The following is a 25,505-nucleotide window of genomic DNA, read 5'->3' on the forward strand; positions in this document are numbered from 1 at the left end:
CACAGTGGAGCACCAGCATGAAACATTCGAAGAACACCCTTGGCCTGCTCAGCGTCGCACTGCTCGGCGGCATGGCCCTGGGCAACAGCGCGTTCGCTGTCGAGCCCCTGGCCCAGGGCTACCAACTGGCCGCAGCCAAGACCCCAGGCGAAGGCAAATGCGGCGAAGGCAAGTGTGGGGGCAGCGGCAAGGCCACCCAGGGCGAAGGCAAGTGTGGCGAAGGCAAGTGTGGCGAAGGCAAGTGTGGCGGTAGCGCCAAGGCCGGCCAGGCCGAGGGCAAGTGCGGGGAGGGCAAGTGTGGCGATGCCTCCTTCGCCCGTACCGACAGCAACCATGACGGCAAGGTCTCGCGCGAGGAGTTCCTCGCCGTGGCCAAGGACCGCGCCGCCGACTTCGACAAGATCGACAGCAACCACGACGGCATGATCTCCGAGCAGGAGGCTTACGACCACCTCAAGGCCCTCTACCAGGCCAGCGGCAAGCCGATGCCCGAGGGGCTGTTCAGCCACCTGGCTGGCGAGTCCTGATCGAGCGGGCTCCCACGGACTGCCTGCGGGCGGTGATGTGGGGGCCTTGTCGCAGCGCCTTGTGGAGAACCGAAAATGAACGACCACCCCTTGCGCACCGGCCTCGGCTTGCGCCGTGGCCTGCTGCCCGAGCTGCTGACGATGGCGGACGGCGTGGTGGATTTTCTCGAATGCGCGCCGGAAAACTGGATCGGTGTCGGCGGAGCCTATGGCCAGGGCCTGGAGCGCCTGGCCGAACGCTTCGCCATCGCCTGCCACGGCCTGTCACTGTCACTGGGCGGCAGTGCACCGCTGGACCAGGCCTTTCTCGCGCGTACCCGGCAGTTTCTCGAGCGCTACCAGGTACGCCTGTACAGCGAGCACTTGAGCTACTGCAGCGACGATGGTCACCTCTACGACCTGATGCCGATCCCGTTCACCGACGAGGCCGTGGTGCATGTCGCGGCGCGCATCCGCCAGGCCCAGGACCAGCTTGGCCGCCGCATCGCCGTGGAGAACATCAGCTACTACGCCGCGCCCTACCAAGCCATGAGCGAGCTGGCGTTCATTCGCGCCGTGCTCGAGGAGGCCGACTGCGACCTGCTGCTGGACGTCAACAACATCGTCGTCAACGCCTGCAACCACCGTTATGACGCGCTGGCGTTCCTCCAGGGCCTGCCGGTCGAGCGTGTGGTCGGCATGCACGTGGCCGGGCATTACGACGAAGCACCGGACCTGAAGGTCGACACCCATGGGGCGCCGGTGAAAGAAGATGTCTGGTCATTGTTCGCCAGTGCCTGCCAGCGCTTCGGCGTGCAACCGACGGTGCTGGAGCGCGACTTCAATTACCCGCCCCTGGACGCGCTGCTCGACGAGACGGCACGCATCCGCCAGTTGCAGCAGGCGGCAGGGAGTGTGCGCGATGAATGAAACCTTGCGTCAGCAGCAGTTCACCCTGGCCCGCCATCTGCGCGATCCCGCAGCCAATCCACCACCGCCGGGCATCGAGGCGCGGCGCCTGAAGGTCTATCGGGAGCTGTTCTACAACGCCATCGAGGGTTTGCTGGCCGGCAGCTTCCCAGTCATGCGCCAGACCCTCGGCGAGGCCCGCTGGCATGCCCGGGTGCGTGACTTCCATGCCCACTATCGCAGCCAGACGCCGCTGTTCACCGAGGTCGCCGAGGTGTTCATCGACTACCTGCACGGCATCGAGGCGGATGCACCCTGGCAGTTGGAACTGGCCCACTATGAATGGTTGGAGGCGCAGTTGTACCTGAGCGATGCCGAGGACCCAGAGCACCGGCCCGAGGGGGATCTGCTCGAAGGCGAGCCGTTGCTCTCCTGCGTGGCCCGGGTGCTCGCCTACCGCTGGCCGGTGGAGCGCATCGGCCCCGGCTACCAGCCTGCCGAGCCCCCCGATACACCCACCTTGCTGCTGGTGTATCGCGACGCCGACCTGCAGGTGCGCTTCGCCCGCCTGACGCCGCTGGCCTACCAGTTGCTGGCAGGGCTCCAGGGTAGCGGGCGCGAGCGGTTGCAGGCCTTGGGAGGCGAAGAGATCCAGCGTCAGGGGCTGGCTTTGCTTGAGGCTCTGCGCGGGCAGGGGATCATCGTCGGTACGCGATAGGTTGTCCCAAAGCGGCTGTGCGCGAGGCTCAACGCTTGGCCGGCTTCAACCGCGACACCCCGAACAGTACCAGCGCCAGCCCCGCGATCTGGTAGGCCGAGATCGACTCGCCGAGGATCGCCCACGACGCCAGCACCGTCAGCATCGGCCCCAGGTTGCCGACCGCCGCGGTCTGGGTCACGCCCATGCGCTGGATCGCCAGGGCTACCCAGTAGATCGGCAGCACGGTGGAGAACACCGCCATCATCGCCGCATGGGTCCATACCGCCGGCGGCAGTTGCCACAACTGGGCCGTGTCCGCCACCAGCAGGTAGTGCGCCAGCACCATCAGCGACGAGGCCGTGCCACACAGCCCGGCCAGGCGCATGGAGCCCATGCGCTTGAGCATCATGCCGGTGCCGGCGTAGTACAGGGCATAGGTCACCGCGCTGGCGAACACCCACAGCGCGCCGACGAGCACCTGCTGGCCGCCCCCCGACATGCCGAGGTCGTGGACGAAGGCGATGCCCAGGCCGAGGTAGCACAAGCCCATGGCCGACAGGGTGCGAAGGCTGGGCCGTTCACGCAGGGCGACGGCCTGGAACACCAGCACCAGGGTCGGGTAGGTGAACAGGATCAGCCGCTCCAGCCCGGCACTGATGTACTGCAGGCCATAGAAGTCGAACAGGCTGGCCAGGTAATAGCCGAACAGGCCGAGCAGCGCTACGCGCAGGCCATCCCCCAGCCCAAGGGCAGCGCTGGACGAGCCACGGCTGAACCACACCAGCCAGACGAACAAGGGCAGCGCGATGCCCATGCGCATGGCCAGCAGGCTGATAGCGTCCACGGGGCCTGCCGCGTAGGCGAGTTTGACGAAGATGGCCTTGAAGCTGAAACCCAAGGCCGCGAGCACGGCATACAAGGCACCGTTGTGCAGTTGGCGTTGCAAGTGGGCGCGGATGGCGAGCATGGCGTGTCCGAGAAAGGGGAGTGGCGAGGCTTATTCTGGGCAGAAGGCGCTGGCGCTAGAATCGCTTTTTATCGAACATGGCGTTCTGATTTGGAGAAGCCCCATGCATTTCGACCTGCCTGACCTGCGCCTGCTCGCCGCCATCGCCGCCACCGGTAGCCTGAGCAAGGCGGCGGCGACCTTCCCGGTGGCGGTGTCGGCCGCCAGTACCCGCTTGCGGCTGTTCGAGGAACGTTGCGGCCTTGCCCTGTTCGTACGTCGGGTCGACGGCATGCAACTGACCCCGGCCGGCCGCCTGGTGCTCGAAGCCGCCCGCAGTGTGCTGGGCGAGGCGCAGAGGCTGCAGGACACCTTGCAGGAGCTGGCCGGCCAGCGGCGCATCACCTTGCACCTGGCTGCGTCCACCGTGACCAACAGCACCCTGCTGCCGGCGGTGCTTGGGCCGTTTCTGGCCGACTATCCGGAGGTGGACCTGCAACTGGTCGAGCACAAGAGCCTGGACGTGCTGCGCGTGGTGCTGGCCGGTGAGTGCGAGATCGGCGTGTACGACGGTAACCTGGCCAACGAGGGGCTGGTGTCGCTGCCGTTTCGTACCGAGCGTCTGGTCCTGCTGACGCCCGCCGACCACCCCTTGGCGTCCCGCGGGCAACTGCGGCTGGTCGATGCCCTAGGGTTTCCCTTCGTCTGCCTGCCGGCCGAGCGTGCCATGCAACGTTTCGTCGAGGAGCTGGCGATGAACCTGGCCATGCCCCTGAAGGTCCGGGTGCGTGCGCCGAGCTTCGAGGCCATCGCCCAACTGGTGGCCCAGCGCGCCGGCATCGCCATGTTGCCCGAGACGGCAGCCCTGCGTGCCGAGCAGGAGCTGCCGGTGCGCCGGCTGGCGCTGGAGGAGCGCTGGGCGACGCTGGAGTTGCGGGTGTGTTTTCGTGGTTGGGAGAGCCTCAGCTCCCATGGGCGTCAGTTGGTGGGGTTCCTCTCCGGGCAGTGAGCTATCTGTGACTGCGCATCCGGTGCCGCTGCGCGCCCCATCGCCGGCAAGCCGGCTCCCAGGGGCCCTGCAATCCGCATGATGTGTGGCCGACTCGCATCTTGTGGGAGCCGGCTTGCCGGCGATGGGCTGCAAAGCAGCCCCGCCTGCCTCAAGCGGCTCAGACCTTGAACTGCGCCACCATGCCATTCAACTCCACCGCCAGTCGCGACAGGTCCTGGGCCGCCGCGCTGGTCTGGTTGGCCCCGGCCGAGGTCTGCATGGCCAGGTCGCGGATGTTGACCAGGTTGCGGTCCACCTCGCGGGCCACCTGCGCCTGCTGCTCCGATGCGCTGGCGATCACCAGGTTGCGTTGATTGATCGAGGCGATGGCCTCGGCGATCACCTCCAGAGCCTGGCCGGCCGATTGGGCCACTTCCAGGGTGCCGGTGGCACGCCCCTGGCTGGTGTGCATGGCCGTGACCGCGCGCTCGGTGCCGGACTGGATCCCGACGATCATCTGCTCGATCTCGGCGGTGGACTGCTGGGTACGGTGGGCCAGGGCGCGTACTTCGTCGGCGACCACGGCGAAACCGCGTCCGGCCTCGCCGGCACGGGCCGCTTCGATGGCGGCATTGAGCGCCAGCAGGTTGGTCTGCCCGGCGATCGCGCCGATCACGTCGAGCACGCGGCTGATTTCGTTGGCGTTATTGGCCAGTTGCTCGATTTCCTCGGATGTGCCGGTGACATCGTTGACCAGGTGCTGGATCGAAGCCAGGGCCTGGTTGACCTGGTCGCGACCATCACGGGTGGTCTGATCGGCCCCTTTGGAGGCATCGGCGGTGTTCACCGCGTTGTTGGCCACTTCCTCGACGGCGGCGGTCATCTGGTTGACCGCCGTGGCCGCCTGGTCGATCTCCGCGCTTTGCTGGTGCAGACCGCGGCTGGTGTCTTCGGTGACTGTGTGCAGTTCTTCCGAGGCCGAGGCCAACTGGTCCGAGGAGGCGGCGATCTTGCGGATGGTCTCGCGCAGGCTCTGCTGCATGCGGGCCAGGGCACGCAGCAGCAGGGCCGGCTCGTCGCGGCCGTGGACCTGGATGTCGCGGGTCAGGTCGCCGGTGGCCACGCGCTCGGCCACGGCCACGGCGTCGGCCAGGGGGATGACGATGCTGCGGGTGAGCAGGGTGGCGAAGGCCGCCAAGGCCAGGATGATCACCACCAGGGAGGTGATGATCAGCGAGAAGGCCTGCTCGAACACACTGCTGCTGCGCCGGGAGGCCGTTTCAGCGCCGTCGGCGTTGTACTGGATCAGCGCATTGAGGGCCTGGAGCATGGTGTCGGCGTATTCGGCCAGGGGGCCGTTGATCAGGCGCCGGGCCTCGTCGAGACGGTCGGTGGCGACCGCGTCGCGGATCGACTTCTGCAACCGGTGGTAACGCTCGCTCAGCTTCATGAAGGTGTCGAACAGGGCGCGATCGTCATCGGCGATGATGGTGCGTTCGTAGGCGTTCAGGTCGCTTTCCAACTGCTGGTTGACCTGGACGATCGAGGCCAGTGTCGCCTGCCTGGCGCTGGGCTGTTCCTCCAGCACGCTGCGCAGGGTCAGCGCCCGCGCCCGGCCGAGGTTGTTGCTGACATCGCCCAGCGCGATGACTGCCGGCATCCAGGTCACGCGGATCTCGTCGGTGGCACGGTCCATCTGGCGGGTTTCGTAGAGTGCGAACAACCCCATGGCCAGGACCAACAGGCCCAGTAGGGTGAATACGGCGGCGGCCCGTATGCCGATCTTCATGTTCCGGAGTTGCATTGAATGCTCCTTGGCGTTGGCAGCCCCAAGAGCGCTAGACGGCACAGGAGGGTGATCAGGCTCTCGACGGGCTGCAAATGTGGGTTAAGTCCCTAGAGTTGATGGTGTTTTTGCTGAATGATGCCATATAGCCACTATCGATTGAACAGGTATCCAATAAAATTGTATACAGACAATAGACAGAAGGCCGCCTCCCGCCCCCTCGCGGCATCGAGCCGCAGGGGAGACGCGAAGCGGCCCCGGTGACGATCGGGTCTGTCTACACGATCGGAATCAGTGGATCGGCTGCCGCCAGGGCCTGGGCGCGATCGGCGGCCGGCGGGTAGATCCACACCGAGTTGATCTGGCGCTTGAGGGCCTTGCCCTCCTGGCCCTGCAGCTTGAGCTCACGCTCCCAGCCCTCGCTGAACGCCGCGCCCCAGTCGCCCAGGTCGAGGCAGGTCACGTACTTGGGCTGGCGATACACCACCGGTGCCACGCCCAGCAGGTCGGCCGCCACGTTGTTGCCGCTGTGACGGCCCATGGGAATGGCGTGCTGGCAGGTCATCAGGGCATGGTTGCCTCGCTCGTCCACCGCGGCCCAGGCCACGTCGCCGGTGGCATAGATGTGCGCCTGGCCGATCACTTTGAGGTGCTCGTCGACGCGCAGGCGGCCCAGGGCATCGCGTTCGCCCGGCACTTGGGCGGTCAGCGGGCTGGCCTTGACGCCCACGGTCCAGATCACGGTCTTGCTGGCGATGTAGTCGCCGTTGTCCAGCGTCACGCCGCCGGCGTCGATGCCCATCACCGAGGTACCTGCCAGCCACTCCACGCCGGCCTGCTCGCAGGCTGCGACGATCGCCGGGGTGATGCCCGCGCCCAGCGCTGCGCCGATGCTGGCGCCCCGGTCGACGACGATCACCCGTGGTGCTGCGTCGTTACCGAGGATGGCGCGCAGGCGGGCGGGCAGCTCGGTGGCGGTCTCGATGCCAGTGAAGCCGCCGCCGCAGACCACCACGGTATTGCGGGCAGGGGAGGCGGGCAGCGCGGCCAGGTCGACCAGATGCCGCTCCAGGCGCATGGCCGACTCCATCTGGTCGACGTCGAAGGCATGCTCGGCCAGGCCCGGCACGGCCGGGCGTGCCACCTGGCTGCCGGCGGCCAGGACCAGGCGGTCGTAGCCGATCCGCTGACGCTGGCCGTGATTGTCGGTGTAGCCGACGCTGCGGCCGTCCACGTCGATGGTGTCGGCATGGCCCTGGATGAAGGTCACGCCCACCGCCTCGAACAGGGCGCCCAACGGTGCCTTCATGCCGTGTACGTCGCTTTCGTAGAAGCGCGGGCGGATGCGCAGCTCAGGCTGGGGCGCGAGCACGCTGACCGTGACGTCGCCGCGCTGGGCCTGGTCGAGCAGGCGTGCGGCGCTCAGGGCGCTCCAGACACCGGCGAAGCCGGCACCGATGATCAGGATGTGTGGGTTCATGAGGGTGCTCCGCTGGATTGCATGGGGGGTGAAAGGTGTACGGCGTGGATTCGTGTACCCGCCGAATAACTACGACTGTATTGATCGTAGTTTGTGACGGCAAGTCTTTTTTTCGCCGAAGGTCTTCCTGCATGCCCCGCTGGCCCCTTCGATAATGCTGTATTTCCGGGCTTACAGGGCTGTATCGTGAGCCGAGAAAGACGACGGATGGCGCCAAGGCACTTTGCTCGCCGGCAGGAGAAGGCGTAGTATTTACGACAAAATTAGTCGGAGATTGACATGTCGCTATACAGTGCCGGCGTCGAATACGGCCTCCATTGCCTGCTGTTCCTGGTGGACGAGCGTGGCGATACCCGCGAGTCCAGCGTGCGCGACCTGGCCGAGTTGCAGGGGGTGCCCCAGGAGTACCTGGCCAAGGTCTTCACCAAGCTGGCGCGCGCGGGGTTGGTGGCCGCCACCGAAGGCGTGCGCGGGGGCTTTCGTCTGGCGCGGCCGTCCGACGAGATCACCGTGCTCGACATCGTCACCGCCATCGATGGGCCGAAGAAGATCTTCGACTGCCGCGAAATCCGCGAGCGCTGCACGCTGTTCGAAGGCGCGGCGCCAGGTTGGGCGACCGAGGGTACCTGCGCCATCCATGCCGTGATGCTGGGGGCGCAGAAGCGGATGGAAGAGGCGCTCGCGCAGCAGACCATCCTCGACCTGGCCCGGCGTTTCGGGCGCAAGGCCCCGACGGAGTTCGGGGTGAAGGTCAATGAGTGGATGAGTGAGCGGCGGGAAGGCAAGGGGAGCGGGGGGGAGATCGCGGTTACCCAGGTGTAAGGGTAATGGCTGGACCTGTGGGGTTGCCTCGAGGTCAGTCAGTCAAGCGGCCCCAGATGTCTTCAGCCTGCCCGGGCCTCATGCCGCTTGCGGTACGCTCCCGGCTGCACCCCCACCGCCTTGGCGAACGCCCGGGTAAACGCCGCCACCGACTGATACCCCACCTGCGCCCCCACCTGCTCCACGGTATTCCCCGCCTTGAGCAACTGGCAGGCATGGCGCATGCGCAAGGCCAGCAGCACCCGGCCGGGCGACTGCCCCGCCAGCTCGTTGAAGCGCTTGAAGAACGCTGAACGCGACAACCCCGTGCAGGCCGCCATGCTTTCCAGGTGCCAGGCCTGACCGGGCTGCGCGATCAACTGCTCCAGCAACGCCGCGAAGGCCGGCTGGCGGGCGAGGGCGACCAACCCACCCAAGGATCGCCCGGCGTGTACCTGCTGGCGCAATACATACAGGAACAACAGGTGGGTCAAGCGCTCCAGCAGCGCCTGCGACGGCGTGGGCGTGCGCCGGCACTCCTCGAGGATCAGCTCGAACAGCGAGCGTGCGGCATGCCCCGCAGGCTCTGCGGCGCGCAACAGGATCCAGTCGGCCAAGCCTTCGACGATCAGCGACGACAACCCCGAGCGAAAATGAAAAAAGCCGCAGACCAGGCCAACGCCGTCGCCGGCTTCGCTGTCCAGTGGCTGCATCGTCTGGCGTGGTTGGGCACAGGCGCTGGCCGGGTCTTCGTCGCCAGACAGCCGATAGGCCAGGTCGCGCAGCAGGAACACCGCATCGCCGCTTTCCAGCCGTATGGGCCCGGGTTGCCCGTCGATGTGCAGCCAGCAGTGCCCCTGCACCACCAGGTGGAAGCTCGCCCGACCCATGCCTTGGGTGCTGGCGTGCCAGCCGCCGCAGTAGCGGCCGACATGGAACAGGCTGGCATCGAGCTCCAGGCTCTCTAATAACCAATCGACAGGGTGGCAGGATGAAATCATCTAATGCAAAGACTCAGGAGCAAGGAAAGGCGACTGATGAATATGGAGGGTAATTCTTATAACCAACAGACTGTACGCACCCCCCACCAAAGGAGACCACGCCATGTCCTCGCGCATTACTCTACACACTCTGCAGAGCGCCCCGGAAGCTGCGCGTCCGTTCCTCGAGAACGCCCTGAAGAACTCCGGCTTCATCCCCAACCTGTTGGGTATCCTGGCCAACGCCCCTGCGGCGCTGGAAACCTACGTCACCGTCTCGGCGCTCAACGGCAAGTCGCAGCTGTCCTTGGCCGAGCGCGAGGTGGTACAGCTGATCGCCGCCACCCACCACGGGTGCGACTTCTGCGTGGCCGGCCACACCGCCGTGGCCCTGAACAAGGCCAAGCTGCCTCAGGACGTGGTCGACGCCCTGCGTGCCCGTGGCGAGCTGCCCGATGCCAGGTACGAGGCCCTGGCCGAATTCGCCCGCGAAGTGATCGCCACCCGTGGCAATGTCGGCGAGGCCACCTACGCGGCGTTTCGCGAGGCCGGCTACAGCGAGGGCAACGCCCTGGAAGTGATTCTCGGGGTGAGCCTCGCAACCCTGTGCAACTTTGCTAATGTGTTCGCGCAGACGCCGCTCAACGACGAACTCGGCAAATACCGCTGGCAGCCGTCGGCGTGAGCCGCGCGCGGTGCCGTTCGGGCCGCGTTTCGTAAAGGAGAAGGGACATGCTTGATTCCGCATTTCGACAATGGCTGGACGCCAATGCCGAGGCTATCGACCTGGGCCAGTGCGACCCGCACCTGGTCCTGGGGCATATCGCCGAGTCGCAGCTGCTGCGCGTGGGCATCGACCCCGCCTTGGGCGGTTCGGGCGGCCAGATTACCGACGCGGTGGAAGCCATCGCCGCCATCGCCAGCCGTTCGCTGGCGGCGGCCTTCGTCTGCTGGGGCCAGCGCGCGTTCATCGAATACCTGCTGCAAAGCCCTAACCTGGCCCTGCGCGAACGCCTGCTGGCGGACCTGCTCAAGGGCGAGCTGGCTGGCGCTACCGGGTTGTCCAATGCCATGAAGTACCTGTCTGGCATCGAGGCCCTGCAGGTGCGAGCCCGCCCCCAAGCCGCCGGCTGGACGCTGGAAGGCCGCCTGCACTGGGTGACCAACCTGCGCAAGAGCGGTTTCGTGGTTGCCGCGGCGGTCGAAGAGGATGCCGGTGCTGCGCCGTTCGTCCTGGCGATCCCGTCCACTCAGGTGGGCGTGGAGCGCTCCGAGGACCTGCGATTGATGGGGCTGCAATCGAGCAACACCGCCGCGCTGGCCTTCCACCAGGTCGAGCTGGGCCGTGACTGGCTGCTGCACGAGAACGCCCGCGAGTTCCTGCCCAAGGTGCGGCCGGCCTTCCTGGCGTTGCAGTGCGGCATGGCCATCGGCCTGGCCCGACGTGCCCTGGAAGAGGTGAGTGGGCATCTGCAAGGGCGCGGTTCGTTCCTCGAAGAAGCCCGCCAGGTGCTGGCCAAGCGCCTGGAGAATACCGTGGATGCACTCAAGCAGGGCCTGTTCGATGGCCACTTCGTCAGCCAGCCGGCGGCGCTGTTCAAGTTGCGCATCATCCTGGCCGAAAGCGCTGCCGATGCCGTGCAGCTGGAGCTGCAGGCCAGCGGCGGCAAGGCCTACCTGGACGCCTATGGCGCCGGCTTCGCCCGCCGCTGGCGCGAGTCGGCGTTCGTGCCGATCGTCACCCCGAGCCTGGTGCAACTGCGTGCCGAACTGCAACGCCAGGCGGCCGCGGCATGAGCCAGGCAGTGCTCGAAGCCCGTGACATCTGCCTGGGCTACCCGCGTGAAGGTGGCTGGCAAGCGGTGCTGGAACAGTTCGACCTGAGCCTGGCGCCGGGCGAGGTGGTGAGCATCCTCGGCCCTAGCGGGGTCGGCAAGTCCAGCCTGTTGCGCGTACTGGCAGGCCTGCAGCAGCCCCAGGGCGGCCGCGTGGCCCTGCACGGCGAGCCCTTGCTGGGCCCGCACCCGCGCCTGGCGGTGGCCTTCCAGGACCCGAGCCTGCTGCCCTGGTTGAGCCTGGAGAAGAACGTCGCCTTCGGCCTGGACTTCGCGCGCCAGCCAAAGCTGGCGGCGGCCGAGCAGCGCGCGCGCATCGACCATGCCATCGAGGCGGTAGGCCTGGCCCATGCGCGCAACCAGTACCCGGCGCAACTGTCTGGCGGCATGGCCCAGCGCACCGCCCTGGCACGCTGCCTGGCGCGCCAGCCGCAGGTGCTGCTGCTCGACGAACCCTTCGGTGCCCTCGACGAGGTGACCCGCGCCGACATGCAGCAATTGCTCCTGCAACTGATCGCCACCCACGGGACGGCGGCGGTGCTGATCACCCACGATATCGACGAAGCCCTACTGTTGTCCGACCGGGTCCTGCTACTGGGCAACCACCCGGCGCACACCCTTGGCCAATGGCACATCGATCTGCCGCAACCGCGTGGGCAGTGGGTCGAGGAACTGGGCGCGCTGCGTATCGAGATCCTCAAGACCCTTCGGCGGGCAAGCCGCATCAGCGAACCTTCTTCTTCCCCCTTGCCATTGCCGTCGGAGGCTGCCCATGTGCATGGATGACTGCTGTTCCTCTACTTCCCGCCGCGATTTCATCAAGCTCGGCGCCATGCTCAGTGCCGCCGGGGCGCTGCCATTGCTGACGAGCCTGCAGGCGCGCGCCGCCGCCGAGCCGGACGCGCCGGTGCGCATCGGCTACCTGCCGATCACCGACGCCACGCCGTTGCTGGTGGCGCACAACAATGGCCTGTTCGAGGCCGAGGGCATCAAGGCCGAGCGCCCGGTGCTGCTGCGTAGCTGGGCGCAGGTGATCGAGGCGTTCATCTCCGGCCAGGTCAACGTCATCCACCTGCTGTCGCCGATGACGGTCTGGGCGCGCTATGGCAGCAAGGTGCCGGCCAAGGTGGTGGCCTGGAACCACGTCGGTGGTTCGGGGCTGACCGTGGCGCCGGACATTACCGACGTGAAACAGCTGGGCGGCAAGACCGTGGCCATTCCGTTCTGGTACTCGATCCACAACGTGGTGCTGCAGCAGATGTTGCGCGACCACGGCCTCACGCCGGTGTCGAAGCCGGCCAGCGCGCAGTTGGCGGGCAGTGAAGTCAACCTGCTGGTGTTGCCGCCGTCGGACATGCCGCCGGCCCTGGCCAGCAAGCGCATCGCTGGCTATATCGTCGCCGAGCCGTTCAATGCGCTGGCCGAGGACCTCAAAGTCGGCCGTGTGCAGCGCTTCACCGGCGACGTCTGGCGCAACCATGCCTGCTGCGTGGTGTTCATGCACGAGCACGACCTGACCAATCGCCCCGAGTGGTCGCAGAAGGTGGTCAACGCCATCGTCAAGGCCCAGCTGTGGACCCGCGACCACCGCGCCGAGGCGGCCGCGTTGCTGTCCAAGGCCGGCCCCAACAAGTACACCCCGCACACCCCGCAGGTGCTCGGCAAGGTGCTGGCGCCTGCCGCCGAGGACCGTGCCGGCTACATCGCCAGCGGTGCGATCCGCCACCAGCAGTGGGATGAGAGGCGCATCGATTTCCAGCCCTATCCGTTCCCCAGCTACACCGAGGAACTGGTCAAGCGCCTGAAGCACACGCTGATCGAGGGCGACAGCAGCTTCCTGGCCGGCCTGGACCCGACCCTGACCGCCCGCGACCTGGTGGACGACCGCTTCGTGCGCAACGCCATCGCCGCGGCGGGCGGCCTGTCGGCCTTCGGCCAGCCCGAGGGGTTCGAGCGTAGCGAGGAGTTTTCGGTCTGATGCGCAAGCACGTCGTACAAGGTGCCCTGGGCCTGGCTGGCCTGGCGGCCCTGCTGTTGCTGTGGTGGGCGGGGGTCGGCGTGTTCGGCGAGGCCGATGGCCTGTCGGCGCGCTTCTCGCCCGAGGCGACCCTGGCCAGCCTGGTCGAGCTGCTCGGTCAGGGTGAGGTCTACGGGCATGTCTGGGTGAGCCTCAAGCGCATCCTGGTCGGCTTGCTGCTGGCGCTGCTGATCGGCGTGCCCCTGGGGCTGCTGGTGGGCAGCTACCGGCACCTGGAGGCGGCGACCACGCCAGCGTTCCAGTTCCTGCGGATGATCTCGCCGCTGTCGTGGATGCCCGTGGTGGTCATGCTGATGGGCGTGGGCGACCAGCCGATCTACTTCCTCCTGGCCTTCGCCGCGCTGTGGCCGATCCTGCTCAACACCGCCGCTGGCGTACGCCAGCTCGACCCGCGTTGGTTGCAGCTCTCGCGCAGCCTCAGCGCCACGCGCTGGGAAACCCTGTGCAAGGTGATAATCCCGGGGGTGATCGGTCATGTGCTGACCGGCGTGCGCCTGGCCATCGGCATTCTGTGGATCGTGCTGGTGCCGTGCGAGATGCTCGGGGTCAGTGCGGGGCTGGGCTACTTCATCCTCGATACCCGTGACCGGCTGGCCTATTCGGAGCTGATGGCCATGGTGCTGTTGATCGGTGTGTTGGGGTTCATGCTCGATGCCTTGGCCCGGAGCCTGCATCGTCGCTGGGTGCATGCCTGAATCTGGGCTGCAAAGCAGCCCCAGGATGAGAATCCTGGGCACCCGCAGGGCATGCGGGCGTAAAATACCCCTTTGCCCACCCCGAGCCCTTCATGCCTGCCCCCATCGAACTGCTCCAGACCCACCCCGACCAGGCCGAGCTGATCCGCAACCTCTACCAGTTCTATGCCTACGAGTCCTCCGACTGGGAACAGGAGGACGTCGAGGCCGATGGCCGCTTCTACATCCACGACGAACACCTGCAGCGCTACTGGCAGTCGCCCGGCTGGAGCGCCAGCCTGGTGCTGGTGGACGGCTTCATCGCTGGCTTCGTGCTGATCGAGCGCAGTGAGCTGCCAGGCCTGGAGGCCAGCGAACTGGCCGACCTGTTCATCCTGAAAAAATATCGCCGCCAGGGCATCGGCCAGACTGTGGCGCAGTCGCTGCTGGGCAGCGGGGAGGGCGACTGGTTGCTGCGCTGCTATCGCCAGGACCCGGTGGCCGTGGCGTTCTGCAAGGCCGTGCTGGCCGGCTTGCCACGCGCGTCGAGGGCGATCGCGCTGGAAGACGAGCCCGATCTGTTGAATTTCCTGGTGAGCGCCTCGCGTCATTGACGGCGCCGGTCAGGGTTCGGGTGGTGCCGCAGTGACGGATTTATGTGAACTGCTTCACAAAAAAATCCGACAAGCGGCATAATGCCAGCACGTCATCATCCAGGCCCGGCCCTGTCGGGCTGGCGATCCGTTTCCGTGCGTGCCGCAGGTTCAGGTAAAGCCTATGTCGCTAGTCGCAAGTCCCGACATCATGTACCGGTTGTTGATCCAGAGCGTAGCGGACTACGCCATCTGCCTGTTGACCCCCGAGGGGGTGGTGGCCAACTGGAACCCGGGGGCGCAGCGGGCCAAGGGCTACGAGGCGCAGGAAATCATCGGGCGGCACTATTCGCTGTTCTACCCGCAGGCCGAGCGCGACGCCGGGGTGCCCGAGCAGAACCTCGACCAGGCGCGCCGTACCGGTCGCTTCGAGGCCACTGGCTGGCGCCTGCGCAAGGATGGTTCGGCCTTCCAGGCCCATGTGGTGATCGACGCGGTGCACGACGACGATGGGCGCCTGGTGGGGTTCGCCAAGACCACCCGTGACATCTCCGAGCGCCGCCGCTACGAGGAGGCGTTGGTCCAGGCCAAGGAACTGGCCGAGCGATGCAGCCAGGAGACCGGCACCCTGTCGCGCTTCCTCGATTCGGTGATCGCCAACATTCCCGCCAGCGTCATCGCCCAGGACCTCGACAGCCAGCGCATCCTGCTGGCCAATCAGCAGGCCGAGCGCCTGTTCGGCGGGCAGCAGACAAGCATGGTCGGCCTTCGCCCCGACGAGTGCCTGACACCGGCCATCGCTCAGTACCTGGAGCAGCAACTGGCCCGCGGTGCGCGCAGCACCAAGGGGTACGCCGCCGAGACCCGCGTCGACACCGCTTGCGGCCTGCGGATCCTGCGTAGCCGCGCGCTGCTCAGCCAGAACCGCGAAGGCCAGGCCGACTATGTGCTGTTCATCGCCGAGGACGCCACCGAAGAGCTGGCCGCCCATGCCCAGATCCACCACATGGCCCATCATGATGCCCTGACCGGGCTGCCCAACCGTGTCCTCTTCCACGAGCGGCTCAAGCAAGCCTTGGTGCGTGGCGACGACAGCGGCAAGCTGACCGCGGCGCTGTGCCTGGACCTGGACAACTTCAAGAACATCAACGACTCCCTCGGCCATGCCTTCGGCGACAAGCTGCTGCGTGCCCTGGGCAAGCGCCTGCGCCGTGAGCTGCGTGAGCACGACACCCTGGCACGGCTGGGGGGCGACGAATTCGCCGTGGTCCTGGTCGGGCTGGAGAGCCGCGAGTCCGCCTGCAGCACTGCCCAGCGCCTGATCGATGCGGTCTGCCCACCGTTCCACATCGAGGGCCACCAGTTCTCGGTCGGCGTGAGCATCGGCATCGCCATCGCCCCGGACGATCACGAACAGGCTGAACAGTTGCTCGGCTATGCCGACATGGCCTTGTACGAGGCCAAGCGCAATGGCCGCAACCGCTACGAATGCTTCCAGGTCGAGCTGGATGTCGCCGCGCGTCAGCGTCGCCTGGTGGAAACCGACCTGCGCACCGCCCTGCACATGGGGCAGTTGCAACTGCACTACCAACCCGTGGTGGACCAGCAGAGCCGTAGCGTCACCGGCTACGAGGCGCTGCTGCGCTGGGAGCACCCGACCCGGGGCATGGTCATGCCCATGGACTTCATCCCCATCGCCGAGGAAACCGGGCTGATCCACGAGATCGGTGCCCGCGCCCTGAACCTGGCGTGCCAGGAGGCGGCCACCTGGGACAGCGAGCAGACCGTGTCGGTGAACCTGTCGCCGGTGCAGTTCAAGAGCGCCAACCTGGTGCACAGCGTGGCCCTGGCCTTGGCTGACTCGGGCCTGGCGCCCCATCGGCTGGAGCTGGAGATCACCGAGTCGGTGCTGCTGGGCAACAGCGAGGAGAACGTGCGTACCTTGCGTGCGCTCAAGGACCTGGGGGTGTCGATTTCCTTGGACGATTTCGGCACGGGCTATTCGTCGCTCGGCTACCTGCGTTCGTTCCCCTTCGACCGGATCAAGATCGACAAGTCGTTCGTCCATGACATGTGCGAGAGCCGCGAGGCCATGTCGATCATCCGCGCCATCACCGAGCTGTCCAACAGCCTGATGATCAAGACCACCGCCGAGGGCGTGGAGTCGCGGGAACAGATGGCGCGCCTGGCCGCCGAAGGCTGCTCGCATTTCCAAGGCTACCTGTATGGTCGACCGGCACCGGCGAGCCAGCGGTTGAAGAGTGTCGTGGCTATGTAGTCAGCCGCCGCCATTGGGGGCGCGAAGCGGCCCCAACATTTGCCAAGGCCCCCAGAATCTGGTCGATCAGCGAACGGAAACCGCTCCCGGACCAGGCCCCACGGCCTGGCGGGTTTCTCATCCCGCTCCATCTCTTCTAGAATCCGTCCCATGCCCCAGGCCCGCACAGGCCAGGGCGCCTCCCAGGCGCAGCATCGGGCCGCGCCGTCGTCGAGAACACCATGAGTTCCAGCACACCGTTGTCCGGGGTCAACCATCCGCTACGTGGCATCGCCCTGGTGGTGATGGCGACCTTCCTGTTCGCCAGCCATGATGCCCTGTCCAAGTTCCTGGGGGGCCTGTACCCGATCATCATGGTGGTCTGGGCGCGCTACCTGGTGCATACCTTGCTGATGGCCGGCATCTTCCTGCCCAAGGCCGGCCTGCGCGTGCTGCGTACCCGTCGGCCAATGCTGCAGACCCTGCGTGCCCTGAGCCTGCTGAGCACCAGCCTGCTGTTCACCGCTGGCCTGCAGTACCTGCCGCTGGCCGAGGCGACGGCGGTCAACTTCCTCGCCCCGGTGCTGGTCACGGCCCTGTCAGCGCCGCTGCTCAAGGAGCGGGTCAGCCTGGGGCAGTGGGTGGCGGTGGTGATGGGCTTCATCGGTGTGCTGGTGGTGGTGCACCCGGGCGGGGCGATGTTCACCCCGGCGATCCTGTTCCCCTTCGGCTCGGCCCTGGGTTTTTGCTTCTACCAGTTGCTCACGCGCAAGCTGGCCGCCCATGACAGCCCGACCACCAGCAACTTCTACGCCGGCCTGTGCAACACCCTGGTGATGACGGCGCTGGTGCCGTTCTTCTGGCAACTGCCGCAGTGGGAGCATGCGCTGCTGATGCTGGCCCTGGGCGGATGCGGCATGACCGCGCACTTGCTGCTCACCCAGGCCTTCCGTCATGCCGCGCCGGCGCTGCTGGCGCCGTTCAGCTATTGCCAGATCGTCTTCGCCGGGCTGCTGGGCCTGCTGATCTTCAGCCAGATGCCGGACAACACCAGCCTGGTGGGCATCGCCATCATCTGCCTCAGCGGCCTGGGCGCCGCCTGGATGCACCGCAAGTAGCGTCGCTCACGCCCTGGGGTGGCTGCGCAGTGCCGCTTCGGGGCGCTGACAGAGTGACGCTATCGCCACTGAATACTGGCTCTATTAGACCTCTGCGCAAGCTCGACTAGTCTTTCCCCTGGCCCCGCGAAAAACGCGCAGGCGGCGTGCCCGTACCTGCCGTCCAACGCCCGCCAGCGCTTCGCAAGCCCGTGTCGGCGCGAGACCGACCAGACCTGATGAGGGGTAGGCATGAGCCACCGTGCTCGGCTGATCGAATACCTGGCATAGACCGGAAATCTGGATAACCGACCCAAAGGTAAACGCAGATGGCGAACGAATCGAAATGCCCGTTCCATCAAACCGCAGGTGACGGCCCCACCCTCCAAGACTGGTGGCCTGACTACCTGAATCTCAGGATCCTTCACCAGCATTCGTCCAAGTCCGACCCGATGGAGCCGGATTTCGACTATGCCAAGGCGTTCAAGAGCCTCGACTTCCAGGCTCTCAAGCAAGACCTGCACGCCTTGATGACCGACTCCCAGGACTGGTGGCCGGCCGACTTCGGCCACTATGGCCCACTGTTCATCCGTATGGCCTGGCACAGCGCCGGTACCTATCGCATCGGTGACGGCCGTGGCGGTGCGGGTTCTGGCCAGCAGCGCTTCGCCCCGCTCAACAGCTGGCCGGACAACGTCAGCCTCGACAAGGCTCGGCGTTTGCTCTGGCCGATCAAGCAAAAGTACGGCCGCAATATCTCTTGGGCCGACCTGATCGTCCTCACCGGCAACGTCGCCCTCGAGTCCATGGGCTTCAAGACCTTTGGCTTCTCCGGCGGGCGTGTCGATGCCTGGGAGCCGGACGAAGATGTCTACTGGGGCTCGGAAACGACCTGGCTCGGCGGTGACGTGCGCTACGCCAGCAGCGGCGAAGGCCCACTGGTAGCCCAGCCACAACTGCACGGCAGCGAGGAGAGCCGCAACGAGGCACCTGGGCGCAACCTGGAAAACCCCCTGGCCGCCGTGCAGATGGGCCTGATCTACGTCAACCCGGAAGGCCCGGACGGCACCCCCGACCCGGTGGCCTCGGGCAAGGACATCCGTGAGACCTTCGGCCGCATGGCCATGAACGACGAGGAAACCGTGGCGCTGATCGCCGGTGGGCACGCCTTCGGCAAGACCCATGGCGCCGCCTCGGCCGAGAACGTCGGCCCTGAGCCTGAGGCTGCGGGCCTGGAGATGCAGGGCCTGGGTTGGCACAACAAGTACGGTACCGGCAAAGGCGCCGATACCATCACCAGCGGCCTGGAGGTGATCTGGACGTCCACCCCGACCCGCTGGAGCAACGAGTACCTGGAGAACCTGTTCAAGTTCGACTGGGAACTGACCAAGAGCCCGGCCGGTGCCCACCAGTGGCGGCCGAAGAATGGCGAAGGGGCAGGGCAGATCCCCGATGCCCACGACCCGAGCAAGCGCCATGCCCCGGCCATGCTGACCTCCGACCTGGCCCTGCGTTTCGACCCGATCTACGAGCCGATCGCCCGCCGCTTCAAGGACAACCCGGACCAGCTGGCCGACGCCTTCGCCCGCGCCTGGTACAAGTTGATCCACCGTGACATGGGCCCGTTGTCGCGCTACCTGGGCCCGGAAATGCCCCAGGAGGAGCTGCTCTGGCAGGACCCGATCCCGGCGGTCGACCACCCGCTGGTGGGCGAGCAGGACATCGCCGAGCTCAAGACCAAGGTGCTGGCCTCGGGCCTGAGCGTGTCGGAACTGGTGGCCACGGCCTGGGCCGCGGCGTCCACCTTCCGCGGCTCGGACAAGCGCGGTGGCGTCAATGGCGCGCGCCTGCGCCTGGCGCCGCAACGCTTCTGGGCGGCCAACCAGCCCGAACAGTTGGACAAGGTGCTCAAAGTGCTGGAGAAGATCCAGGCTGACTTCAATGCCACGGGCAAGAAGGTCTCCCTGGCCGACCTGATCGTCCTGGCCGGCAACGCAGCGGTGGAAAAGGCCGCCAAGGATGCCGGGCACGATGTCCGCGTCCCGTTCAGGCCAGGGCGCATGGACGCCTCCCAGGAGCAGACCGACGTCGAGTCGTTCAGCGTGCTGGAGCCGTTGGCCGATGGGTTCCGCAACTTCTCCAAGGCCCGCTACAGCGTCAAGGCCGAGCGGCTGCTGGTGGACAAGGCCCAACTGCTGACCCTCACCGCGCCGCAGATGACCGTGCTGGTCGGTGGCCTGCGGGTGCTGGGGGCCAATACCGGCGGCAGCAAGCATGGCGTGTTCACCGACCGGCCGGGCGTGCTCAGCAACGACTTCTTCACCAACCTGCTGGACATGGGCGTGGAGTGGAAACCGACCTCCGAGGACAACGAGACCTTCGAAGGCCGCGACCGCAAGACCGGCCAGGTGAAGTGGACCGGTACCCGCGTCGACTTGGTGTTCGGCTCCCATGCCCAGCTGCGGGCCCTGTGCGAGGTGTATGGCAGCGGTGACGGCAAGGACAAGTTCGTCAAAGACTTCGTCGCGGCCTGGAACAAGGTCATGGAGCTGGATCGGTTCGACCTGGCGTAATCGTTGTCATGGGGGCGCTTCGCGCCCCCAAGCAGTTAGTCGCTGCCGACAGGCACATCAAGCCGGCAGATGGCCGGCCTGCACCTCGGGCAGGGGCGAGCGCTGCCAGCCGCGCCCGGAATCCACCCAGAAATTCACCGACAACGAGGTGGAGCGCGACTCCACCTGGTGGAACCACCCCTCCGGCAGGAACAGCAGGTCGCCAGCCTGCAGGATCACCTCGATGAAATGCACTGCTCTGCACCCTGGGAAGCGCGCGAAGTCCGGCGCTCTGGGGTCGACGTCGCAGCCTTCCAGGCCGCCGTTGGGCGAGGTCGCCCAGCAGCTCAGGGCATCGCGGTGATGGGGCGCGGCGAGGATGAAGGACTTCTCCCCCCACACCTGGGCGAACAGGTTGTCGCTGTCGTCCCGGTGCAGCGGGGTCAGGGTGCCTTTCGGACCGATCCAGATGCGCGGCGGGATGAACTGGTCGGGCTCGAAGTAGGCGGGGTAGCGGATATGTTCGAGCAACTGCGTGGGCAAGATGTTGTTGCCCATGTAGGCCGGCGGTTGGCCGTCGCGGGTCGCGGGTGCCGGCGCGTCCAGGCTGGCGATGAACTCGGCCATGGAGGTGGAGCGGAAGTCGCGCTCGGTGGAGAAGGTCTTCTTCACGTAGTCGCCATGGCGCGTGATGCCCTGTAGGTTGGCGAACAGCTCCAGCGAGGCCTGGCGGCCGATGCTGAACAACGGCCAGTCGTGCAGGGCGTCGCTGATCACCACAGGGATGCCATGGCGCATGTAGCGTTCGCGGAACTCCTCCACCGACAGGCCGCTGCGTGGCCGGCGTTGTATGGCGAGCAGGGGCGCCTGGCAGGCCGAGAGCCGGTCGCTGGCGCGTGGCCGCGCCGGGTAGCGTCGATTGGCCTCGACCGCAGGAGCACGGGTACCGCGTAGCGCCGTGTGAATCGCCTGGGGCAGCAGCGTGGCCAGCCCCAGGTTGCCCCCGATCTTCAGCCGGCCGTTGGCGAACAGCTCCTCGACATTGGCCTTGCCGGCCATGATGTTCATGAAGTCGCCGCTGGCCACCTCGATGGTCACATCCGCCGCCGGGTGTCGGCCCTGGCCGCTGCCCCCTTGGCCGCCGGCCTTGAACCAGAGCGCGGTATGGCCGTCGAAGACGAACTGGAAGAGGCCCTTGAGGCCGACGCTGTCGGCGCTGGCAAACAGTTTGCCCAGAATGGTCTGCAGGTCCACGGCACGCTCTCTCGTTGGTTGTTCTGAACAGAAGACGAGGCGTGCGTAGGGAAATTTATCCGTCAGCGCCGCTGGCCATTTCGCCAATTCCAGGTCGGATAGGTACAAAAGCTCCCTTGGGCGTTCTGCTGCAATGCATCTCAGGCGACCGGCCTGAAACAGCGTGCTCACAACGACAAGGAATACCCGACCATGCAAATGCCCAAGACCCTGAACATCCGCAATGGCCAGAAGGTCCAGCCGACCTTTTCCGAGCAGGAATATGCCGCCCGCCAGGCCAGGCTGCGTGCCTACATGGCCGAGCAGGACATCGAGGCGGCGATCTTCACCTCGTACCACAACGTCAACTACTACAGCGACTTCCTCTACTGTTCCTTCGGTCGGCCCTACGCGCTGGTGGTGACCCAGGACAAGGTGGTGTCGATCAGTGCCAACATCGACGGCGGCCAGCCCTGGCGGCGCACGGTCGGCACCGACAACATCGTCTACACCGACTGGCAGCGCGACAACTTCTTCGTCGCCATCCAGCAGGCCCTGCCGCTGGCCTCGCGCATCGGCGTGGAGTTCGACCATCTCAACCTGCAGAACCACGGCAAGCTCGCCGCCTGCTATCCCAAGGCCGAACTGGTGGACATCGCTGCACCCTGCATGCGCATGCGCATGATCAAGTCGCGCGAGGAGCAGGCGCTGATCCGTCATGGCGCACGCATCGCCGACATCGGTGGTGCGGCGGTGGTGGAGGCGCTGCGCGACCAGGTGCCCGAGTACGAAGTGGCGCTGCACGCCACCCAGGCGATGGTCCGCGAGATCGCCCGCAGCTTCCCCGAGGCCGAACTGATGGACACCTGGACCTGGTTCCAGTCCGGGATCAACACCGATGGCGCGCACAACCCGGTCACCAGCCGCCGGGTGAACAAGGGCGATATCCTCAGCCTCAACTGTTTCCCGATGATCGCTGGCTACTACACCGCCCTGGAGCGCACGCTGTTCCTCGACCACTGCCCGGATGAGCACCTGCGCCTGTGGCAGGCCAATGTCGAGGTTCACGAGGCAGGCCTGAAACTGGTCAAGCCCGGCATGCGTTGCTGCGACATCGCCCGTGAGCTGAACGAGATCTTCCTGCGCCACGACCTGCTGCAGTACCGCACCTTCGGCTACGGCCACTCCTTCGGCACCCTTAGCCACTACTACGGCCGCGAGGCAGGCCTGGAGCTGCGCGAGGACATCGATACGGTGCTGGAACCGGGCATGGTGGTGTCGATCGAGCCGATGATCATGCTGCCAGAGGGGCGGCCGGGCGCGGGTGGCTATCGTGAGCACGACATCCTGATCGTCAACGAGAGCGGCGCCGAGAACATCACCCAGTTCCCCTACGGCCCGGAGCACAACATCATCCGCAAGTGATCGCGTTGCCCCTTGGCGGGCCGGTCGGTTGCCGACCGGCCCGCCAAGGGCGCGGTACTGGCGCCAGCGGCGCTTGCGGCCAGGAGGTGGGCCGCGTTCTTCCAAGAAAAAACACCTCCAGTGTGACCGTTAGACCCTGCCACCAACTACAAGAACAGAGGGTACCCGTCATGTCCCAGCGTCACGATTGCTGTGTCTCGAGCCGTATTTCGCACGCCGTCCGCGGAGGTGCGCGATGAGTCTCCCTGGCACTACCACCATGAGCACACCAGATCTCGGCGTCCAGGCCCGTGATGCCGAACGCCAGGCCTTGCGCAAGGCCGCGCGGGCCAGCTTCATGGGTAACTTCGTCGAGTGGTTCGACTACGCCGCCTACGGTTACCTGGCCACCATCATCGCCGTCACCTTCTTCCCCGAGGCGGACAAGACCACCGGCCTGCTGGCCACCTTCGCGGTATTCGCCCTGTCGTTCATCGTGCGCCCCCTGGGCGGTGTCGTATGGGGGCATTTCGGCGACCGGCATGGTCGGCGCAACGCATTGTCCTGGTCGATCCTGATCATGTCGGTGTCGACCTTCTGTATCGGTATCCTGCCGGGGCATGCGCAGATCGGCCTGTGGGCACCGTGCCTGCTGTTGCTGATCCGCCTGGTGCAGGGCTTCTCCGCCTCGGGCGAGTACGCCGGTGCCGCGGCCTTCCTCGCCGAGTACGCACCGCCCGGCCGGCGAGGTTTCTATACCAGCATCGTGCCTGCCAGCACGGCGGCCGGCCTGCTGTTCGGCGCGGCCTTCGTCGCCACCCTGCACGCGCTGCTCAGCACCGAGGACCTGCACAGCTGGGGCTGGCGCCTGCCATTCCTGCTGGCCGCGCCATTCGGCCTGGTGGGCCGCTACATCCGCATGAGCCTGCAGGACACGCCGAAGTTCCTGGAGATGGAGCAGCGTCTGGAAAGCAAGGCCTGCGCGACGCCATCACCGATCCGCGAACTGCTGACCCAGCACTGGCGTGCCGTGCTCATCGGCATCGGCGTGACCTGCCTGAACGCGGTGGCCTTCTACCTGCTGCTGAGCTACATGCCCACCTACCTGTCCAACGAGATGGGCATGAGCGAGCGGGATTCGTTCATCGCCTCGACGGTGTCGCTGGCCACCTACATCGGCCTGATCTTCCTCATGGGCCGGCTGTCCGACCACTTTGGCCGCAAGGCCATGCTGGTGGTCGCCTCGCTGCTGTTCCTGGGCCTGACCGTGCCGCTGTTCAGCCTGCTCGACCACCAGCCGCTGTTGGTGATCCTGGCGATCCAGATCCTCTTCGGCGCGATGCTGGCGATGAACGACGGCACCTTGCCGTGCCTGCTGGCCGAGATCTTCCCGACCCGGGTGCGCTTCAGTGGCTTCGCCCTGAGCTTCAACATCGCCAATGCGTTGTTCGGGGGGACCGCGCCGTTCATCGCTACCTGGCTGATCCAGCTGACGGGCAACAAGCTGGCGCCGGCCGGGTACCTGCTGGCGGCGGCCGCGGTGGCCCTGGTGGCGATGCTGGCCTGTCGGGAGACGGCGCACCGGGCGTTGAAGGACTGAAACCAGGGGATGAAGGGCAAGCCTCATACCCCTTCAATGCAACGAAGCCTGCCGCCGCTCACCCAGCGGCGACAGGCCGAAGAAGCGGCTGTAGCTCTTGGAGAAATGCGCAGGCGAGGTGAAGCCGCAGGCCAGGGCGATCTCGCGTACCTGCGCATCGCTGCGCAGCAGCAGCTCCCGGGCCCGTGACAGGCGCAGCTCCAGGTAGTACTGGCTGGGCGTGCGCTGCAGGTACTTGTGGAACAGCCGCTCCAACTGGCGCACGGTCACGTCGTTGAGGCTGGCCAGCTCCTCCAGGCCCAGCGGCTCCTCCAGGTTGGCCTCCATGATCGCCACCACCTGGCTGAGCTTGGGCTGGGCCGTACCCAGGAGGGTACGCAGGGGTACCCGCTGGCGCTCGCGCTCGCCACGTACACGATCGCACAGCAGCAGTTCGGCGGCCTTGGCGGCGATGGCCAGGCCGTCATCTTGGCGCGCCACCAGCTGCAGCATCATGTCCATGGCGGCCACGCCACCGGAGCAGGTGTAGCGGTCGCGGTCCAGCTCGAACAGCTGGTTGGAGATGATGATGCCGGGAAAGCGCTCCTTCAGCGCCTCGATGTCTTCCCAATGGATGGTGCAACGGTAGCCCTTGAGCAGGTCGGCCCGCGCCAGCAGATGGCTGCCGGTGCAGATGCCGCCCAGCGGCACGCGCTGGCGCGCCAGTTGGCGCAGCCAGTCGATCAGTGGCCGGGTGCTGCGGTCGTTGCTGATCGGGTTGGCGCCCACCACGAACAGGGCGTCGAGCGCCGGGGCATCGGCGATGCCGTGGTCGGGCAGGATGCGCATGCCGTTGCTGGCGGTGACCGGGTCGGGGGTGGCGGCGATGAGCACACTGCGAAACAGGGTGCGCCGGGCGGCCAGGTTGGCCATGCGCAGGGTCTCCACCGCCGAGGCCAGGCCGATGGTGGTGAAGTTGGGCAGCACCAGGAAACCGTAGGTCCTGGGGGCGGTTGGGGAGGGCTGGAGCATGTCCGATCTTCCTGTGCAGGCTGAGGTATCGTTCGTCAGGGCAGAGAAAATCGAGCCTCGAGGTGTTTGTTGTCGTGGGTCGTGGCGGCCTGATAGTACACCTGTATGGCAG

General features: G+C 66.5%; 22 protein-coding genes. 16 read left to right on the forward strand and 6 right to left on the reverse strand.

Features of this window, described 5'->3' with window-relative positions; translation table 11 throughout:
- Positions 1–17 precede the first annotated feature (17 nt).
- From ABFA30_RS13785 to ABFA30_RS13795, 3 genes are all read left to right on the forward strand, one after another.
- Positions 18–527, forward strand: a complete 510-nt coding sequence (locus ABFA30_RS13785) for an EF-hand domain-containing protein (protein WP_410045573.1) — start codon at positions 18–20, stop codon at positions 525–527.
- Positions 528–602: 75 nt separating this feature from the next.
- Positions 603–1,436: a DUF692 domain-containing protein gene (locus ABFA30_RS13790; protein WP_410045574.1), complete on the forward strand. Its 834-nt coding sequence runs from the start codon at positions 603–605 to the stop codon at positions 1,434–1,436.
- Positions 1,429–2,133: a DUF2063 domain-containing protein gene (locus ABFA30_RS13795; RefSeq protein ID WP_225789706.1), complete on the forward strand. Its 705-nt coding sequence runs from the start codon at positions 1,429–1,431 to the stop codon at positions 2,131–2,133. Before ABFA30_RS13790 ends, ABFA30_RS13795 begins: the two co-directional genes overlap by 8 nt.
- Positions 2,134–2,161: 28 nt before the next feature.
- Here ABFA30_RS13795 and ABFA30_RS13800 read toward each other — a convergent pair whose 3' ends face one another.
- Positions 2,162–3,082: a DMT family transporter gene (locus ABFA30_RS13800; protein ID WP_225789705.1), complete on the reverse strand. Its 921-nt coding sequence runs from the start codon at positions 3,080–3,082 to the stop codon at positions 2,162–2,164.
- Positions 3,083–3,185: 103 nt separating this feature from the next.
- On the opposite strand from ABFA30_RS13800, the gene ABFA30_RS13805 reads away from it, so the two are divergent.
- The gene (locus ABFA30_RS13805) at positions 3,186–4,070 is read left to right on the forward strand and encodes a LysR substrate-binding domain-containing protein (protein WP_225789704.1); all 885 of its coding nucleotides are present in this window, start codon (positions 3,186–3,188) and stop codon (positions 4,068–4,070) included.
- Positions 4,071–4,230: 160 nt separating this feature from the next.
- Here ABFA30_RS13805 and ABFA30_RS13810 read toward each other — a convergent pair whose 3' ends face one another.
- Positions 4,231–5,856: a methyl-accepting chemotaxis protein gene (locus ABFA30_RS13810; RefSeq protein WP_253080331.1), complete on the reverse strand. Its 1,626-nt coding sequence runs from the start codon at positions 5,854–5,856 to the stop codon at positions 4,231–4,233.
- A 259-nt stretch (positions 5,857–6,115) separates the two neighbouring features.
- Positions 6,116–7,318, reverse strand: a complete 1,203-nt coding sequence (locus ABFA30_RS13815) for an NAD(P)/FAD-dependent oxidoreductase (protein WP_410045575.1) — start codon at positions 7,316–7,318, stop codon at positions 6,116–6,118.
- 279 nt (positions 7,319–7,597) lie between these two features.
- On the opposite strand from ABFA30_RS13815, the gene ABFA30_RS13820 reads away from it, so the two are divergent.
- Positions 7,598–8,140, forward strand: coding sequence for an RrF2 family transcriptional regulator (locus ABFA30_RS13820; protein ID WP_225789701.1), 543 nt, complete (start codon positions 7,598–7,600; stop codon positions 8,138–8,140).
- 62 nt (positions 8,141–8,202) lie between these two features.
- Here the strand turns inward: ABFA30_RS13820 and ABFA30_RS13825 are convergent, their stop codons facing one another.
- Positions 8,203–9,120 (reverse strand): AraC family transcriptional regulator, encoded by a 918-nt coding sequence (locus ABFA30_RS13825; RefSeq protein ID WP_225789700.1) that lies wholly within the window; start codon positions 9,118–9,120, stop codon positions 8,203–8,205.
- 103 nt (positions 9,121–9,223) lie between these two features.
- Here ABFA30_RS13825 and ABFA30_RS13830 point away from each other — a divergent pair, with 103 nt between their 5' ends.
- From ABFA30_RS13830 to katG, 9 genes are all read left to right on the forward strand, one after another.
- Positions 9,224–9,784 (forward strand): carboxymuconolactone decarboxylase family protein, encoded by a 561-nt coding sequence (locus ABFA30_RS13830; protein ID WP_410045576.1) that lies wholly within the window; start codon positions 9,224–9,226, stop codon positions 9,782–9,784.
- Between the two features lie 47 nt (positions 9,785–9,831).
- Positions 9,832–10,896 carry an acyl-CoA dehydrogenase gene (locus ABFA30_RS13835; RefSeq protein WP_410045577.1) on the forward strand — a complete coding sequence of 355 codons (1,065 nt, stop codon included), beginning with the start codon at positions 9,832–9,834 and terminating at the stop codon, positions 10,894–10,896.
- On the forward strand, positions 10,893–11,720 hold the full coding sequence (locus ABFA30_RS13840) for an ABC transporter ATP-binding protein (RefSeq protein ID WP_225789697.1): 828 nt from the start codon (positions 10,893–10,895) through the stop codon (positions 11,718–11,720). The genes ABFA30_RS13835 and ABFA30_RS13840 overlap by 4 nt, the downstream gene beginning before the upstream one ends.
- Positions 11,707–12,912, forward strand: coding sequence for an ABC transporter substrate-binding protein (locus ABFA30_RS13845; protein WP_225789696.1), 1,206 nt, complete (start codon positions 11,707–11,709; stop codon positions 12,910–12,912). The genes ABFA30_RS13840 and ABFA30_RS13845 overlap by 14 nt, the downstream gene beginning before the upstream one ends.
- Positions 12,912–13,667: an ABC transporter permease gene (locus tag ABFA30_RS13850; RefSeq protein ID WP_253102797.1), complete on the forward strand. Its 756-nt coding sequence runs from the start codon at positions 12,912–12,914 to the stop codon at positions 13,665–13,667. The genes ABFA30_RS13845 and ABFA30_RS13850 overlap by 1 nt, the downstream gene beginning before the upstream one ends.
- Before the next feature lie 92 nt (positions 13,668–13,759).
- Complete coding sequence (locus ABFA30_RS13855) at positions 13,760–14,260, forward strand: GNAT family N-acetyltransferase (protein ID WP_253102798.1); 501 nt, start codon at positions 13,760–13,762, stop codon at positions 14,258–14,260.
- A 163-nt stretch (positions 14,261–14,423) separates the two neighbouring features.
- Positions 14,424–16,517: an EAL domain-containing protein gene (locus ABFA30_RS13860; protein ID WP_368815233.1), complete on the forward strand. Its 2,094-nt coding sequence runs from the start codon at positions 14,424–14,426 to the stop codon at positions 16,515–16,517.
- Between the two features lie 221 nt (positions 16,518–16,738).
- Positions 16,739–17,614, forward strand: a complete 876-nt coding sequence (locus ABFA30_RS13865; RefSeq protein ID WP_225789692.1) for a DMT family transporter — start codon at positions 16,739–16,741, stop codon at positions 17,612–17,614.
- Between the two features lie 308 nt (positions 17,615–17,922).
- Positions 17,923–20,166: a catalase/peroxidase HPI gene (gene katG, locus ABFA30_RS13870; protein ID WP_253102799.1), complete on the forward strand. Its 2,244-nt coding sequence runs from the start codon at positions 17,923–17,925 to the stop codon at positions 20,164–20,166.
- A 57-nt stretch (positions 20,167–20,223) separates the two neighbouring features.
- On the opposite strand, the gene ABFA30_RS13875 is transcribed toward katG, so the two are convergent.
- Positions 20,224–21,399 (reverse strand): cupin-like domain-containing protein, encoded by a 1,176-nt coding sequence (locus ABFA30_RS13875; RefSeq protein ID WP_410045578.1) that lies wholly within the window; start codon positions 21,397–21,399, stop codon positions 20,224–20,226.
- 192 nt (positions 21,400–21,591) lie between these two features.
- Here ABFA30_RS13875 and ABFA30_RS13880 point away from each other — a divergent pair, with 192 nt between their 5' ends.
- Together ABFA30_RS13880 and ABFA30_RS13885 are read left to right on the forward strand one after the other, a co-directional pair.
- Positions 21,592–22,803, forward strand: coding sequence for a M24 family metallopeptidase (locus ABFA30_RS13880; protein WP_225789689.1), 1,212 nt, complete (start codon positions 21,592–21,594; stop codon positions 22,801–22,803).
- Positions 22,804–23,062: 259 nt separating this feature from the next.
- Complete coding sequence (locus ABFA30_RS13885) at positions 23,063–24,382, forward strand: MFS transporter (protein WP_225789688.1); 1,320 nt, start codon at positions 23,063–23,065, stop codon at positions 24,380–24,382.
- Positions 24,383–24,415: 33 nt separating this feature from the next.
- On the opposite strand, the gene ABFA30_RS13890 is transcribed toward ABFA30_RS13885, so the two are convergent.
- A complete protein-coding gene (locus ABFA30_RS13890) occupies positions 24,416–25,393 on the reverse strand; it encodes a GlxA family transcriptional regulator (protein ID WP_225789687.1) in 978 nt (325 codons plus the stop codon).
- Positions 25,394–25,505 lie beyond the last annotated feature (112 nt).

Origin of the sequence: Pseudomonas sp. HLMP (genome assembly GCF_046365545.1) — a bacterium.
In the GTDB taxonomy this organism is placed as follows: Bacteria; Pseudomonadota; Gammaproteobacteria; order Pseudomonadales; family Pseudomonadaceae; genus Aquipseudomonas; species Aquipseudomonas guariconensis_B.

What these genes read in the sequence shown, in the direction of transcription:
- ABFA30_RS13785 (WP_410045573.1), top strand. Translation starts at nt 18, where the DNA reads ATGAAACATTCGAAGAACACCCTTGGCCTGCTCAGCGTCGCACTGCTC.
- ABFA30_RS13790 (WP_410045574.1), top strand. Translation starts at nt 603, where the DNA reads ATGAACGACCACCCCTTGCGCACCGGCCTCGGCTTGCGCCGTGGCCTG.
- ABFA30_RS13795 (WP_225789706.1), top strand. Translation starts at nt 1,429, where the DNA reads ATGAATGAAACCTTGCGTCAGCAGCAGTTCACCCTGGCCCGCCATCTG.
- ABFA30_RS13800 (WP_225789705.1), bottom strand. Translation starts at nt 3,082, where the DNA reads ATGCTCGCCATCCGCGCCCACTTGCAACGCCAACTGCACAACGGTGCC.
- ABFA30_RS13805 (WP_225789704.1), top strand. Translation starts at nt 3,186, where the DNA reads ATGCATTTCGACCTGCCTGACCTGCGCCTGCTCGCCGCCATCGCCGCC.
- ABFA30_RS13810 (WP_253080331.1), bottom strand. Translation starts at nt 5,856, where the DNA reads ATGCAACTCCGGAACATGAAGATCGGCATACGGGCCGCCGCCGTATTC.
- ABFA30_RS13815 (WP_410045575.1), bottom strand. Translation starts at nt 7,318, where the DNA reads ATGAACCCACACATCCTGATCATCGGTGCCGGCTTCGCCGGTGTCTGG.
- ABFA30_RS13820 (WP_225789701.1), top strand. Translation starts at nt 7,598, where the DNA reads ATGTCGCTATACAGTGCCGGCGTCGAATACGGCCTCCATTGCCTGCTG.
- ABFA30_RS13825 (WP_225789700.1), bottom strand. Translation starts at nt 9,120, where the DNA reads ATGATTTCATCCTGCCACCCTGTCGATTGGTTATTAGAGAGCCTGGAG.
- ABFA30_RS13830 (WP_410045576.1), top strand. Translation starts at nt 9,224, where the DNA reads ATGTCCTCGCGCATTACTCTACACACTCTGCAGAGCGCCCCGGAAGCT.
- ABFA30_RS13835 (WP_410045577.1), top strand. Translation starts at nt 9,832, where the DNA reads ATGCTTGATTCCGCATTTCGACAATGGCTGGACGCCAATGCCGAGGCT.
- ABFA30_RS13840 (WP_225789697.1), top strand. Translation starts at nt 10,893, where the DNA reads ATGAGCCAGGCAGTGCTCGAAGCCCGTGACATCTGCCTGGGCTACCCG.
- ABFA30_RS13845 (WP_225789696.1), top strand. Translation starts at nt 11,707, where the DNA reads ATGTGCATGGATGACTGCTGTTCCTCTACTTCCCGCCGCGATTTCATC.
- ABFA30_RS13850 (WP_253102797.1), top strand. Translation starts at nt 12,912, where the DNA reads ATGCGCAAGCACGTCGTACAAGGTGCCCTGGGCCTGGCTGGCCTGGCG.
- ABFA30_RS13855 (WP_253102798.1), top strand. Translation starts at nt 13,760, where the DNA reads ATGCCTGCCCCCATCGAACTGCTCCAGACCCACCCCGACCAGGCCGAG.
- ABFA30_RS13860 (WP_368815233.1), top strand. Translation starts at nt 14,424, where the DNA reads ATGTCGCTAGTCGCAAGTCCCGACATCATGTACCGGTTGTTGATCCAG.
- ABFA30_RS13865 (WP_225789692.1), top strand. Translation starts at nt 16,739, where the DNA reads ATGAGTTCCAGCACACCGTTGTCCGGGGTCAACCATCCGCTACGTGGC.
- katG (WP_253102799.1), top strand. Translation starts at nt 17,923, where the DNA reads ATGGCGAACGAATCGAAATGCCCGTTCCATCAAACCGCAGGTGACGGC.
- ABFA30_RS13880 (WP_225789689.1), top strand. Translation starts at nt 21,592, where the DNA reads ATGCAAATGCCCAAGACCCTGAACATCCGCAATGGCCAGAAGGTCCAG.
- ABFA30_RS13885 (WP_225789688.1), top strand. Translation starts at nt 23,063, where the DNA reads ATGAGCACACCAGATCTCGGCGTCCAGGCCCGTGATGCCGAACGCCAG.
- ABFA30_RS13890 (WP_225789687.1), bottom strand. Translation starts at nt 25,393, where the DNA reads ATGCTCCAGCCCTCCCCAACCGCCCCCAGGACCTACGGTTTCCTGGTG.